The 11732-nt window shown below is 73.4% G+C and carries 10 protein-coding genes and 1 pseudogene; 7 read left to right on the top strand and 4 right to left on the bottom strand.

Features of this window, described 5'->3' with window-relative positions:
- The first annotated feature begins 10 nt into the window (after nucleotides 1-10).
- The 7 genes from BMX97_RS02690 to fhuF all read left to right on the top strand — a co-directional run bounded on the left by BMX97_RS02690 (nucleotide 11) and on the right by fhuF (nucleotide 8484).
- Entirely contained in the window at nucleotides 11-391 is a 381-nt protein-coding gene (locus BMX97_RS02690) for a hypothetical protein (protein WP_091745193.1), read from the top strand.
- Between the two features lie 91 nt (nucleotides 392-482).
- Nucleotides 483-1598 (top strand): sensor histidine kinase, encoded by a 1116-nt coding sequence (locus BMX97_RS02685; protein WP_244538249.1) that lies wholly within the window; start codon nucleotides 483-485, stop codon nucleotides 1596-1598.
- Nucleotides 1595-2050, top strand: coding sequence for a response regulator (locus BMX97_RS02680; RefSeq protein WP_091745189.1), 456 nt, complete (start codon nucleotides 1595-1597; stop codon nucleotides 2048-2050). Before BMX97_RS02685 ends, BMX97_RS02680 begins: the two co-directional genes overlap by 4 nt.
- A gap of 618 nt (nucleotides 2051-2668) precedes the next feature.
- Nucleotides 2669-3664 (top strand): TRAP transporter substrate-binding protein, encoded by a 996-nt coding sequence (locus BMX97_RS02675; RefSeq protein ID WP_143074547.1) that lies wholly within the window; start codon nucleotides 2669-2671, stop codon nucleotides 3662-3664.
- 218 nt (nucleotides 3665-3882) lie between these two features.
- Nucleotides 3883-5886, top strand: coding sequence for a methyl-accepting chemotaxis protein (locus BMX97_RS02670; RefSeq protein WP_244538248.1), 2004 nt, complete (start codon nucleotides 3883-3885; stop codon nucleotides 5884-5886).
- Between the two features lie 655 nt (nucleotides 5887-6541).
- Complete coding sequence (locus tag BMX97_RS02665; RefSeq protein WP_091745185.1) at nucleotides 6542-7780, top strand: MFS transporter; 1239 nt, start codon at nucleotides 6542-6544, stop codon at nucleotides 7778-7780.
- The gene (gene fhuF / locus BMX97_RS02660; RefSeq protein WP_091745183.1) at nucleotides 7777-8484 is read left to right on the top strand and encodes a siderophore-iron reductase FhuF; all 708 of its coding nucleotides are present in this window, start codon (nucleotides 7777-7779) and stop codon (nucleotides 8482-8484) included. Before BMX97_RS02665 ends, fhuF begins: the two co-directional genes overlap by 4 nt.
- A 345-nt stretch (nucleotides 8485-8829) precedes the next feature.
- Here fhuF and BMX97_RS02655 read toward each other — a convergent pair whose 3' ends face one another.
- From BMX97_RS02655 to BMX97_RS02640, 4 genes and pseudogenes are all read right to left on the bottom strand, one after another.
- Nucleotides 8830-9996: a glutathionylspermidine synthase family protein gene (locus BMX97_RS02655; RefSeq protein WP_091745181.1), complete on the bottom strand. Its 1167-nt coding sequence runs from the start codon at nucleotides 9994-9996 to the stop codon at nucleotides 8830-8832.
- Nucleotides 9996-10679, bottom strand: coding sequence for a DUF1190 domain-containing protein (locus BMX97_RS02650; RefSeq protein WP_091745179.1), 684 nt, complete (start codon nucleotides 10677-10679; stop codon nucleotides 9996-9998). Before BMX97_RS02650 ends, BMX97_RS02655 begins: the two co-directional genes overlap by 1 nt.
- Nucleotides 10680-10687: 8 nt before the next feature.
- Nucleotides 10688-11086 carry a DUF350 domain-containing protein gene (locus tag BMX97_RS02645; protein WP_060850759.1) on the bottom strand — a complete coding sequence of 133 codons (399 nt, stop codon included), beginning with the start codon at nucleotides 11084-11086 and terminating at the stop codon, nucleotides 10688-10690.
- A 313-nt stretch (nucleotides 11087-11399) separates the two neighbouring features.
- Nucleotides 11400-11732 (bottom strand): annotated as a pseudogene (locus BMX97_RS02640) (chemotaxis protein); the annotation flags it as partial.

Genomic DNA, 11732 nt, shown 5'->3' with positions numbered 1-11732 from the left:
CGGAGCCGCCATGGCCGCCACGCTCGTCGCACTCGTCCGGGAGGCCGCCGCCGGCGCGCGCGCCATCGCCCGGGCCTATCCGGAGGGCTGCAGCGCCGAGGCGCTGCCCTGGGCGGTGGTCAAGCGCTTCGACGAGGACGTGCGCGGCCATGTCGAGCGCGATCCGCGCATCGAAGACGGCCGCGACCGGGTGCTGATCGCCGCCGTGACCCTCGCCGAGGCCGCCTTCGGCAAGGCCGCCCCGGATGAAGCGGACGCGCCCGCGCGCGAGGCACTGGTCAAGGCGATCAACGACCTCGAATGGGTGACCGTGAGCCGCGGCATCGCCAACCGGGCGGCGGCGGCGCTCGGCTACGGCGAGGCCGGCACGCGGCTGCGGGATGCCGGGTGACGGCCGCCGACGAATTGCCGCGGGCCGGGGCTGCCCTAGCTTCAGGGCCGTTGCCGGGTTTCCCCGGCCGGCGCGACGAGGGGTGGGGCTTGTGACGGATGCGCGCCAGCCGCTGCGATCGCCGGCCGCCGCGGCGGCAGCGCTGCCGAGCCTGCGGCGCAGCGGCCAGCTGTTCGAGACCGAGCGCCGCCTCAACGCCGTGCTCGACAACGCCTCGGTGTCGATCTTCCTGATGGATGACCGCCAGCACTGCGTCTACATGAACCGTGCGGCCGAGCAGCTGACCGGCTGGACCCTCGCCGAGGTGCTGGCGCGGGACTGCCCGCTGCACGACATCGTGCACCACACCTACCCGGACGGGCGCCCCTTCCCGCTGCACGAATGCGCCATCGACCGCGCCTTCCCGGAGAACAACCAGGAGCGCGGCGAGGAGGTCTTCGTCCACCGCGACGGTCGTTTCTATCCCGTCGGCTTCACCGCGAGCCCGATCCGGGACGACGCCGCCCAGGTCATCGGCACCATCATCGAGGTGCGCGACATCAGCGAGGAGAAGGCCGCGGCGGAGCGCCAGCGCCTGCTCATCGACGAACTGAACCACCGGGTGAAGAACACGCTCGCCACCGTGCAGTCGATCGCCGCGCAGACCTTTCGCGGTCGCGCCGAGGGTGCGGCCCGCGACCTGTTCGAGGCGCGGCTCTCCGCGCTCTCCACCGCCCACGACGTGCTGGTGGCGGACAACTGGGAGAGCGCCAGCCTGCGCGGCGTGATCGAGCGGGTGCTCGGCCCGCTGCCCGCCGACCGGCTCCACCTCGACGGGCCCGACGCCCGCCTGCACCCGAAGGTCGCGGTGAGCCTCGGCATGGCGCTGCACGAGCTGGCCGCCAACGCCCTGCAGCATGGGGCCCTGTCGGTCCCGGAGGGCCGCGTCGTCGTGGGCTGGGCGCTCGCCGACGGCGAGGACGGGCGCCAGCGCCTCGATCTCGACTGGCGCGAGGCCGGCGGCCCCGCGGTCGCGCCGCCGGCCCGCCGGGGCTTCGGCTCGCGGCTGGTCGAGCGCCAGGTGCCGCTGGAATTCGGCGGCAGCACCGAGATCGCCTACGCGCCCGGGGGCGTCATCTGCCGCATGCGGATCCCGCTGACGCCCCCGGGCTGGGACGGCCAGGCCCTCGTCCGGGGACGCGACCCGGCGGGCGGGGCGTTGCGATGAGCGGGCTGCCCGGCTGCCGGGTCCTGCTGGTGGAGGACGAGAGCCTCGTCGCCATGATGGCCGAGGACATGCTGCTCGACCTCGGCTGCGAGGTGGTGGTGGCGATGCGCCTCGAGCAGGCCCTCGCCCAGGCCCGGACCCAGCCCTTCGACCTCGCGGTGCTCGACGTCAACCTCGGCGAGGCCCGCAGCTACCCGGTCGCCGACCTGTTGCGCCAGACCGGCGTGCCGTTCCTGTTCGCCACCGGCTACGGCCGCCGGGGCGTCGACCCGGCCTACCAGGCCGCCCCGGTGATGCAGAAGCCCTACCGGATGGCGGAACTGGAGGCGCTGCTCGCCGGGCTTCTCGCCGACGGCGCGACGGACCCCGCCACGACGGCGGGCCGGACGGCCTGCCGCTGCCGGGAACCCGACGACGGGGCGTCGCGGTTCCGGGCCGATCCGGCGCCGTGACGCGGCGGGGCAAGTCCCGTCTTCAAAGTCCCGTCTTCAAGTCCCGTCTTGTCGAGGCGGCCGGCGCGCTCGCGCAGCGGGCCATCCCACCGGCCGATCCAGCCTAACGTCCGTGCCTGGGGTCGGCTCGTCCATCGCTCGCCGGCTGGCCGAGCGCGGCGCTTCGGTCGCAGTGACGGACCCGGACGACGCAGGCTTCATTACCGGAGCGACGATCGAGGTCGACGGCGGCTTCATGCGCCGCCGCGCGACTCCGGACGGCGCGACATGTGCAGCGCATGGCATGAATTGCGCGCGGCCAAGCATTTATTCAATCTAAACAAGCATTTATTCAATTTAAAATTGCGTCGCACCATCAGTCATGACTGCTTGTCGAAACGTGGGGTCGGCACCCGACATGTCCGAAGCAGGCGACATGAGGCGCCGTCGAGAAGTTTCGCGGCCGTGCCGGATCGATGGCGGCGCACCGAACAGCTCCGAGACTTGCAAAAACTGGTCCGATCCGACCTGAGATTGGCAGAGGCCGCGCCCTCAAGTGTTTTTTTACTAACCTTGCGTTAGCGTCACAAGTGTCGGCTCGGTGGCCGAGATCCGAAGCCACGCTGGGGGAAGTTGAACGTGATCAACCGCAGGCATGTCCTCGCCGGCTGCGGCGCAGCCCTGTCGACACTCGGCCTGCCGAAGCCGGCTCGGGCCACCGGGCGAGCCAAGGTCATGCGGCTCGTCATCACCAACGCCCTCGCCTCGCAGACGGGTCAGGGCGCCACGGTCTTCGCCGAGCGGGTCGCGGCCTCGTCCGGCGGCCGCCTGCGGGTCGAGATCTATCCGGCGGGCGTTTCCGGAGGCGAGCTGGAGACGACGCAGGACGTCGCGAAGAACGCCCTGGAGCTCTCCATCGTGTCGAGCGTCGGCTTCGCGATGGTCGCCCCGAAGCTCGGCGCGTTCGACATCCCCTTCCTGTTCCGCGACGTCGCCCACGCGCGGGCGGTCCTCGACGGCCCGGTCGGGCAGAAGGCCCTCACGGAAGTCGAGTCCGGCGGCCTCGTCGGCCTCGCCTGGAGCGAGAACGGCCTGCGCCACCTGACGACCGCATCGGTTCCCGTCCGGTCCCCGAAGGATCTCGCCGGCCTGAAGATCCGCGTCCCCCAGTCCGTCGCGATGATCACCGGATTCAAGGCGCTCGGCGCCGATGCGAAACCTCTGCCGTTCCCGGATCTCTATGGCGCGCTCAGCGCGGGCGAGTTCCAGGGCCAGGAGAATCCCCTCGGCAACATCGCGGGCGCCAATTTCGATCGGGTGCAGCGCTATCTCAGCCTGACCGGCCACATCTACTCGGCCGCGATGCTGATCATGTCGCGACAGGCCTACGACCTGCTCTCGGAGGACGGGCGGACGATGGTTCGCGCCGCGGCCCGCGCCGCGACCCAGGCCGCCCGGGAGACGGGCGACCGCAACGAGGCGCGCCTGACCGCCGAGCTGGGCAAGCGCGGCATGACGGTAATCGCCGACATCGACCGCGCCGCTTTCACGACGGCGATCCGGGGCGCCGACGCCCAGTTCGAGACCGAATACGGCAAGCCGTTGCTCGAGGCGATTCGCGCCGTCCGCAGCTAGAGCGTTTTCCATCGACGACCCGGATGCCGGTTCGTCGATGGAAAACGCGGCAAGACCAAAGACCTAGAGCAGCGCTCGGGGTCGTCGGAGCCCACCCCCGTCCGGGTCGCCCGGCGCTCTCCCGGCGAGGGGGCGCCCCGCTGCGCATCCAACCGTGTCCGTCCGGTGCGACGGACCATGCCCGATCAGCCCCTCTCCGACCATCGGAATATCCCGCCATGCCCTCCCTCCTCGCCCGCGTGGCCGACAGGCCCATCGGAAGCCGCATCAACCTCGGCTTCGGCCTCGTCCTGCTGCTGCTGTGCGGAATCACCGCCTTCAACGGCCTCGGCCTGCACCGCCTCGGCGGTGCCGTGTCGGAGGTCGCGTCTGCAGCCGGGGCGTCGGATGCCCTGTCCGAGTTCGCCAACGGCGTCGCCGATGTCGAGCTGCAGGCAACCCGCTACCTGCGCGCGCCCGGCGGCGCCGAGCTCGTGGCGGCGCGCGGCGCCTACAAGGCCCTGGGCGAGCGCGTCGAGCGCGTCGAGGCGCTGATCGGCGGCGACGCCGCGGCGCTGAAGCGCGAGATCGCCTCCCTCGAGACGAGCTTCAACGAGATCGTCTCCAGCACGCGCCAACGGGAAGCCGGCCTGGGGGGCCTGACCGCGGCGACGGCCCGGCTGACCAACTTCACCAACACCCTGACGACCCAGATGGCCGCCGCCGCCGATCCGTCGAGCGACGTCGCCCTGCGGCTCCAGCAGGCGGTGCAGTCGCTCGCGGCCTCGGCCCGCCGCTACGCTCAGCGGCCCAATGCCGGAGAGGCCGATATCCTGGCCGCCGAGCAGGAGCGCGTCCGGCGCGGCATGGCGGAGCTCAAGGCCGGTCCGCCGGCCGGGGCGACGGCACGGGATCTGGCGTCGGGTCTCCCGGCCGCGGTCGAGCGGCTGCTGACGACGAGCGACGCCGCCGCGACCGCCGCCCAGGCCTTCGACCGGAACGTGGCGACGTGGATCCGGGCGGCCGGCGAGGCCAGCACGGCAGCGGCGCGCCTGCGCACCCGGATGCTCGAGCAGCGCAACGGCCAGATCCAGTCCGCGCAGCAGGCGGTGGCGCAGAGCCAGACCGTGGGCGCGCTCGTCTCGGTCCTCGCCCTCGCCCTCGGCGTGGCCGCGGCCCTGTGGCTCGGCCGCTCGATCAGCCGGCCGCTGCTGACGCTCGACCGCTCCGTCCAGGCGATCGCCGCCGGAGATCTCGCCGTCGCGGTCGAGGGCCGCGAGCGCCGGGACGAGATCGGCGCCCTGGCGCGGGCCCTCGACGTGTTCAAGGCCAACGCGCTGGCCCGCCGCGAGCTCGAGAGCCAGAACGTCGCCGAGCAATCGGCGCGTCAGCGCCGGGCCGATCGGGTGGACGGACTGGTGCGCGACTTCCAGCGCAAGGTCGCTCAATCGCTCGAGATCGTGACCTCCGCCGCGACCGAGCTCGACTCGACGGCCCGGGTGATGACGCAGGTCGCCGACGGCACCAACGGGCAGGCCCTCGCCTCGAGCGCCGCGGCGGAGGAGACCTCCGTCAACGTCCAGACGGTCGCGGCCGCCGCCGAGGAGATGGTCGCGTCCCTCCGGGAGATCGAGCGTCAGGTGCTGCGCTCCAACGAGGTCGCCGCCCACGCCGCCCACGAGGCGGAGGCGACCGGCGGAGCGATGGCGGCGCTGGGCGAGGCCGCGGACCAGATCGGGGCGGCGGTGACGACGATCGCGTCGATCGCGGGCCAGACCAACCTGCTCGCGCTCAACGCCACGATCGAGGCGGCGCGGGCCGGGGAGGCGGGACGCGGCTTCGCCGTGGTGGCCGCCGAGGTGAAGACGCTGGCCGGCCAGACCGCTCGGGCGACCGAGGAGATCTCCGGGCAGATCGCGGCGATCCAGGGCGCGAGCGCCCGGGCGGCGGAAGCGATCCGGCGGATCGGGACGACGATCGGGGCGATTCACGAAATCTCCGGCACGATCGCCACGACGGTCACCCAGCAGACAGCGGCGACGACCGAGATCTCGCGCAATGCCGGCGAGGCGGCGCGCGGAACCCAGGACGTGTCGGCCAATGTCGCCCGGGTGCTGGCCTCCTCCGGCGAGACCGGCAGCGCGGCCGCCCAGGTGCTCGCGGCAGCCGCCGAGCTCGCCGTTCAGTCGCTCACCGTCAAGCAGGAGGTCGACACCTTCCTGGGCAACATCCAGGCGGCGTGAGCCGGCCGGTGCGGCGGAGGGCCGGACCCGGGGGATTACCCCGGATCGGGCTCCCGCCCACCCTACGCGGATGCCGGCGGATCACATCGGATCGGCGATGGCCCGATCCGTCCGCCCCGTCTCCCGCTCGGTGCCGTCGATCGCGGGTCCTGCGTCGCCCTCGGGGGTGGGGACCGCGTCCTCTCAAGCCCTCCGGCCTGCGGGTACCCACCGTCGAGCGGCAATCCGAACGATGACCCCATGCGGTCGCCGTGCGGGGCGCCGGTAGCCCCGGCGCCAACTCGATCGTCGGCGGCACGGGCGGCATCGCCCTCACGCTGAGCGGCCGCAGGCACACCCGCGCACCTGGGCGGGCCCCCGCTCGTCACGGCGGTGGCCCGCCGCTCCGATTTCAGGATCGCCCAGAACGAGCGCCTCCCGGACTTCGGCCAAAGCACCCTTCGGGATCCGACCGTCCGGGGGGTCGAACGGCGCCGGCCCCGCCTCCGATGCGGCGCGCCGCGCCCCGGCCGGTCCGCGGCACCGCGCCCGGTTCGGCCGCCCTTGCGGCGCAGGACGCACGCCCGTAAGCTGCAAGTCACTGCAACCAAATAAGAATTAGTGTGATTCCAAAGTACGGCCGCACCGGGACCGCGCGCATCGTGGCCGTCCTCCGGTGACGCACTCCCTCGCGGTCCGCGAGGCCCGGGGCACCCTCGCGGCCCTGCGCCCGCTCGCCCCGTTCTTCTGCCTGTACGTGACCTTCGGGGCCACGCTCGGCTTCCTGTCGGGCGGGGCGCCGCTGATCCTGCGGGCGCGCGGGCTCGACCTCGCGGGTGTCGGGCTCCTGCAGCTCATCAACCTGCCGGTCGGGCTGACCTTCCTGTGGGCGGTCCTGCTCGACCGGGTGCGGCTGCCGTTCCTCGGCCGGCGCCTCGGCTGGATCGTGGCGGCGCAAGGGCTCACGGTGGGTCTGCTGGCGGCCTTGAGCCTCGGCGAGCACTGGCCGCTCGGGGTGCTGCTGGCGCTCGCGGTCGCGGCCTGCGCCTGCGTCGCCACCATGGACATCGCCCTGGAGGCCCTCGTCGTCGAGACGGTGCCGGCGGAGCGGCGGGCCTTCGTCGCCTCGGCCAAGCTCTGCGGCGCGTCGCTGGGCGGCATCCTCGGGGTCGGCGTGCTGGTCGGCTCCTACGACGTCCTCGGCTGGCGGGCGGCGGTGCTGGCCTGCGCGCTCCTCGACGCGCTCTGCCTCCTGCCGATCCTCGCCTATCCGGAAGCGCGGCTGCAGGGTGCCGGCGGCAGCCGGGAGCGGCACGCGGGGTCGCTCGCGCGCCTGCGGGCGCTCGCCGGGCGGATCGCGGCGCTCGGCGCCTATTTCGCGGCGGCCTACCTCATCGGGGGGCCGAACACCCTCGCGCTCCTCGATCTCGGGGTGCCGCTCACCCGGGTCGGCCTCCTCACCGGCACCGTCCTGCCGGCGGTCAACCTCGTGATGGCGCTGATGGCCGGGGGCCTCGCGGCCCGGTTCGGCACCGTGCGGCTGGTCGTCCTCGGCGGCGCCGGGGTGCTGGCGGCCGGCGGGCTGATGGCGGCGGCCTGCCTCCTGCGCTCCGAGGGGCTGGCGGTGGCCGCCACGATCCTCAACTTCGTCTTCGGCGGCTTCCTCGGGGTGCCGGTGTTCAACATGATCTACCGCTGGTCGGAGGGGCCGCGGCCGGCCACCGACTACGCGCTCTTGTTCGGCGCCGCCTTCTTCGCGGCGATGCCCCTGCGCGTCGCCGCCCCGGCGCTCGCCGGCTGGGCCGGCTGGCCGGGCTACTTCGCCGCCACGCTGCCGCTCTACGCCGCGGCCCTCGCCTGGCTCGCCATGACCATCGCCCGCACCCTGCGGGCCGACCGGGAGCGGATCCGATGATCGGCGAGGTCGCGCCGCACGTGCCCGCCTCCCTGGAGACCTATCGCGGGGGCGTGGCCGACGGCACCGGGGGGACGCCGCTCACCGCGCTCCACGATCCCGCAGTGTTTAACGCGACGCTGTCGGCCTTCGAGGCCGGGCTCGGGGTCGCGCCCGGCACGACCGACCGGCGGGCGCTGGTCTCGTACTGGAGCCAGTTCTACCTCGCGCCGCTCGCGACCCCGGTGCTGACTGCCCTGGTGCGCCTGCGCCGGCCGCTGCCGCTCGCCTTCGCGACGACGAACCTCGAGCTCGACGCGGCCGGCCGCCCGGCCCGCTTCCTGGTCCGGCCCGGCCCGGCGCCGTGCTGCGCCGGCGGGCTCGCCGGCCTGGTCGAGGACCACCTGCGGCCCTTCGTCGAGCTGTGCCGGGCGCAATGCGGCATCGCCCCCCGGGTGATCTGGGGCAACGCCGCGGTGATCCTCGACCACGTCGCGCGCGAGCTCGGCGAGCCCGAGACGATGGCCTGCCCCGAGGTCGCGACCTGCCTCGGCTGGTGCGGGACGCCGTGCCCGCGCCTCCACCCTCTCGCCCAGGCCCTGTGCGGGGCGCCAGGGGGACGGCGGCGGCGCACCTGCTGCCTGCGCCAGCGCCTGCCGGGCGTGCCGTCCTGCGGCGCGCTCTGCCCGGCCGAGGGGTGCGGGAGCTGCGGCTGCGGGCCGTGACCTGGAGCACGTCACGATCGCGCTGCGACATGGTCCACGACACGGGCGTGAAGCTTTTGGGCATTAAGGCTTTTCCACCCGCAACCTCATCCTGAGGTGCGAACGCAGTGAGCCTCGAAGGAGGGCTCCAGAAATCGCCGCGATTTCTGGAGCCCTCCTTCGAGGTCAGTCGATCTTTGATCGACTAACACCTCAGGATGAGGTTGCGAGTGGGAGAGACAATCATCGCGGGTTCACGTCAGTGTCGTGTACCCAGGCGCTGCGATCGCGAAGCTCTCCAAGCCTCTGATTTTGCCGCGTTTTCTGCAACGAACCGGCATCCACTTCGTCGGAAAATGCTCTGGGTCACGGATCGATGACGTGCGGCACGAAGCGGGCGCGGTCGGTGGTGATGAGCCCGTCGGCCTCGCGCAGGCACAGGCCGGCGGGTTCGTCGCCGACGATCCAGCTGCCGACGAGGACGTGGCGCCCCTCGAAGCGCGGCAGGGGCGCGAGGCCCTGGCGAACGAAGCCCTCGGCTCCGTAGGGCCCCTCGGCCCGGGCCGCCACCGCGCTGTCGCGCACGATCAGCACGTTGGCGCCCTCCCGGGCGTAGAGCGGCTTCTTCACGAAGCTCGCGCCGAGGGCGGCCTTGTCCGGGTCCTCCTCGAAATAGGCCGGCAGCAGGTTCGGGTGGCCCGGCGCCATCGCCCAGAGATGGGCGAGGAGCCCCTTGTTCGAGAGCACCGCCTTCCAGGGCGGCTCGACGAAGCGCGTCGGCGCGGCGCCGACCGCCCGGCCGAACGGATCGGCGAAGATCCATTCCCACGGATAGAGCTTGAACAGGGCGTCGATCGGGCCCCCGGCCTCGTCGACGAACCGGCGCCCGTCGAGCCCGATCGCCTCGACCGGCAGGAACGGGGCGGCGAGGCCCGCCTGGAGGGCGCAATCCTGCAGGTAGGCCACCGTGCCGCGATCCTCGGGCGCGTCGGCGAAGCACGTGAAGGCGAGGCTCGACGTGCCGAGCCGGCGCCCGATGGCGGCGAGCCGCGCGACCAGCCGCTCGTGCAGGGCGTTGAACTGGTCGGACCCCACCGGCAGGCGGCCGCGGGCGAGCCCGTCCTCGAGCCAGAGCCACTGGAACACCGCGCTCTCGTAGAGGGCGGTCGGCGTGTCGGCGTTGTATTCGAGGAGCTTGGCCGGCCCGGTGCCGCCGTAGGAGAGGTCGAGCCGGCCGTAGAGTGCCGGATCGCCCCGGCGCCAGCTCGCCCGGATCGCGTCCCAGGCATGCCCGGGGATCCGCAGCGAGGCGAGGATCCGCTCGTCCTCGACCGCGCGGGCCGCGAAGGCGAGGCAGAGGTCGTGCAGGGCCCGGCTCGGCGCCTCGATCTCCTCCTCGATCTCGGCGAGGCCGAAGGCGTAGTAGGCGCTTTCGTCCCAGTAGGGCGCGCCGTCGAAGGAGTGGAAGTGGAAGCCGGCACGCGCCGCGTGCGCGCGCCAGTCGGGCCGCTCGGGCGTCGCCACGCGGCGCATCAGCCGCCGGATCCGCCGGCGTGGCCGGTCCCATGCCCGCCCGCGGCGGCCACCGCCCGCCCGGTGCCGCCGAAGCCGCCGCGGGCGATCAGCCGCGGGGTCGTCGCCGGGGCGCGGGCGACCGTCGTCGGGACGTGGACCCGCGAGGAGCCGGAGACCGGCACGATCCGGGCACCCGTGCCGGTGCAGTAGCCGAACCCGTGCCCGCCATGGGCGCCACCCTGCGCCTCCCGCTCCTCCTCGGGGGCGTGGGCGTAGAGCGGCTGGGCCGGCAGGTCCTGCCCCTCCGGTCCCAGCATGAAGCCGGCCATCGCCGGCAGGGAGCGATCCTGCGCCTCCGCTGTCACCGTCGCGCCCGGCACGCAGCCGCCGGGTCCGTGGTGGCGCTCGCAATCGGCCAGGGTCTCGTAGCGCGGCGCGGTCGCCGCGTAGGCCCGGCGCGCCGCCGCCTCGGCGGCGGTGCAATCCTCGGGCTTGCGCAGGCCCTCGGCGATGCAGGCACCGACATTACCGTAAACCAGCGCGTCCTCCTCGCGCTGCGAGGAATCGAGGCGGGCGAGCCCGAAGGCCGCCGCCCCCGCCCCGGCGACCAGCACCAGGGAGATCGTCGCCGAGCGCTTCATGCGCCGGACGGACTCGGCCTCGGCGTCCTTGCCGGGATCCCGGCCGGGGGCGTCGCCCATCGCGCGCCTCAATAGGTCATCGAGGCGGCGTTCACGACGCCGCCGGCCAGCGAGGCCGCGCCGAGCAGCACCGCCGCGGCCATCCGGTCCTCCTCGATCCGCCGCGACAGGTCCGGCAGGGCGAGGCGGACCAGCCAGTAGATCCCGACCTGCACCACCAGGGCGACGAGGCCCCAGACCAGGCAGTCGAGGACCGAGCGGGCGTTGTAGATCGCCACCGCCAGCGGCAGGGCGAAGCCGACGAGGCTGCCCCCGAGGGAGACGGAGGCCGCGGTCACGTCCCGCCGGATCAGCGCCAATTCGTTATGCGCCGTGGCGAAGGTGTAGACGACGAGGTAGAGGCCGGTCAGGAGCGCGGCCGTGCCGAGATAGACGAGGAAATCGGGCAGCCCGGCGATCGAGGTCATCGGGGCGCGATCGTCCGTGCGGCGCGCCTCTCGTCGAACGGATGGGAAACCAAGCGAAACCCCGTCGATCGCGCCGGGCGGAAACCGTCCGCCCAGTCGAGCCCGGCACGCGGCGCCGGTTCGCCGGGCGCATCGCCAGCATCCCGGCGGCCCGTGGCCCCGATCATCGTCAAGCGGGTGGGGCACGTCAACTCCGCCGCGGCGGAGATGCCGTCGCCGGGCCGACGACGACATCGCGCACGACTTGCCCGCGCCCGAGACGTCTTTGCGGCATCGCCGCCGTCGCGCTCCGCGCCGAGGCCGGCCATCCGGCTCAGGCCGCCCGGACGGTGGCGAGGAAGCGCGCCACCTCGGCCGAGAGGTGCTCGGACTGGCGCGACAAGGCCGAGGCCGAGGCGAGGACCTGGGAGGCCGCCGCCCCCGTCTCCTCGGCGGCGCCCGCCACGCCCGCGATGGTGCCGGTGACCTCGCCGGCGCCGGCCGCCGCCTGGCTCATATTGCGGACGATCTCCTGGGTCGCCGCGCCCTGCTCGTCCACGGCGGCCGCGATCGAGGTGGCGACCCCCGCGATCTCCTCGATCCGCGCGGTGATGCCGCCGATCGCCTCGGCCGCCTTGCCGGTCGCGATGCGGAGATCGGCATCGCG

The organism is Methylobacterium sp. ap11, from assembly GCF_900110515.1.
Classification (GTDB): Bacteria; Pseudomonadota; Alphaproteobacteria; order Rhizobiales; family Beijerinckiaceae; genus Methylobacterium; species Methylobacterium ajmalii.
This window is presented reverse-complemented; position numbering and strand designations above follow the sequence as displayed.

What these genes read in the sequence shown, in the direction of transcription:
- BMX97_RS02670 (WP_244538248.1), top strand. Translation starts at nt 3,883, where the DNA reads ATGCCCTCCCTCCTCGCCCGCGTGGCCGACAGGCCCATCGGAAGCCGC.
- BMX97_RS02650 (WP_091745179.1), bottom strand. Translation starts at nt 10,679, where the DNA reads ATGGGCGACGCCCCCGGCCGGGATCCCGGCAAGGACGCCGAGGCCGAG.
- BMX97_RS02645 (WP_060850759.1), bottom strand. Translation starts at nt 11,086, where the DNA reads ATGACCTCGATCGCCGGGCTGCCCGATTTCCTCGTCTATCTCGGCACG.
- BMX97_RS02655 (WP_091745181.1), bottom strand. Translation starts at nt 9,996, where the DNA reads ATGCGCCGCGTGGCGACGCCCGAGCGGCCCGACTGGCGCGCGCACGCG.
- fhuF (WP_091745183.1), top strand. Translation starts at nt 7,777, where the DNA reads ATGATCGGCGAGGTCGCGCCGCACGTGCCCGCCTCCCTGGAGACCTAT.
- BMX97_RS02680 (WP_091745189.1), top strand. Translation starts at nt 1,595, where the DNA reads ATGAGCGGGCTGCCCGGCTGCCGGGTCCTGCTGGTGGAGGACGAGAGC.
- BMX97_RS02690 (WP_091745193.1), top strand. Translation starts at nt 11, where the DNA reads ATGGCCGCCACGCTCGTCGCACTCGTCCGGGAGGCCGCCGCCGGCGCG.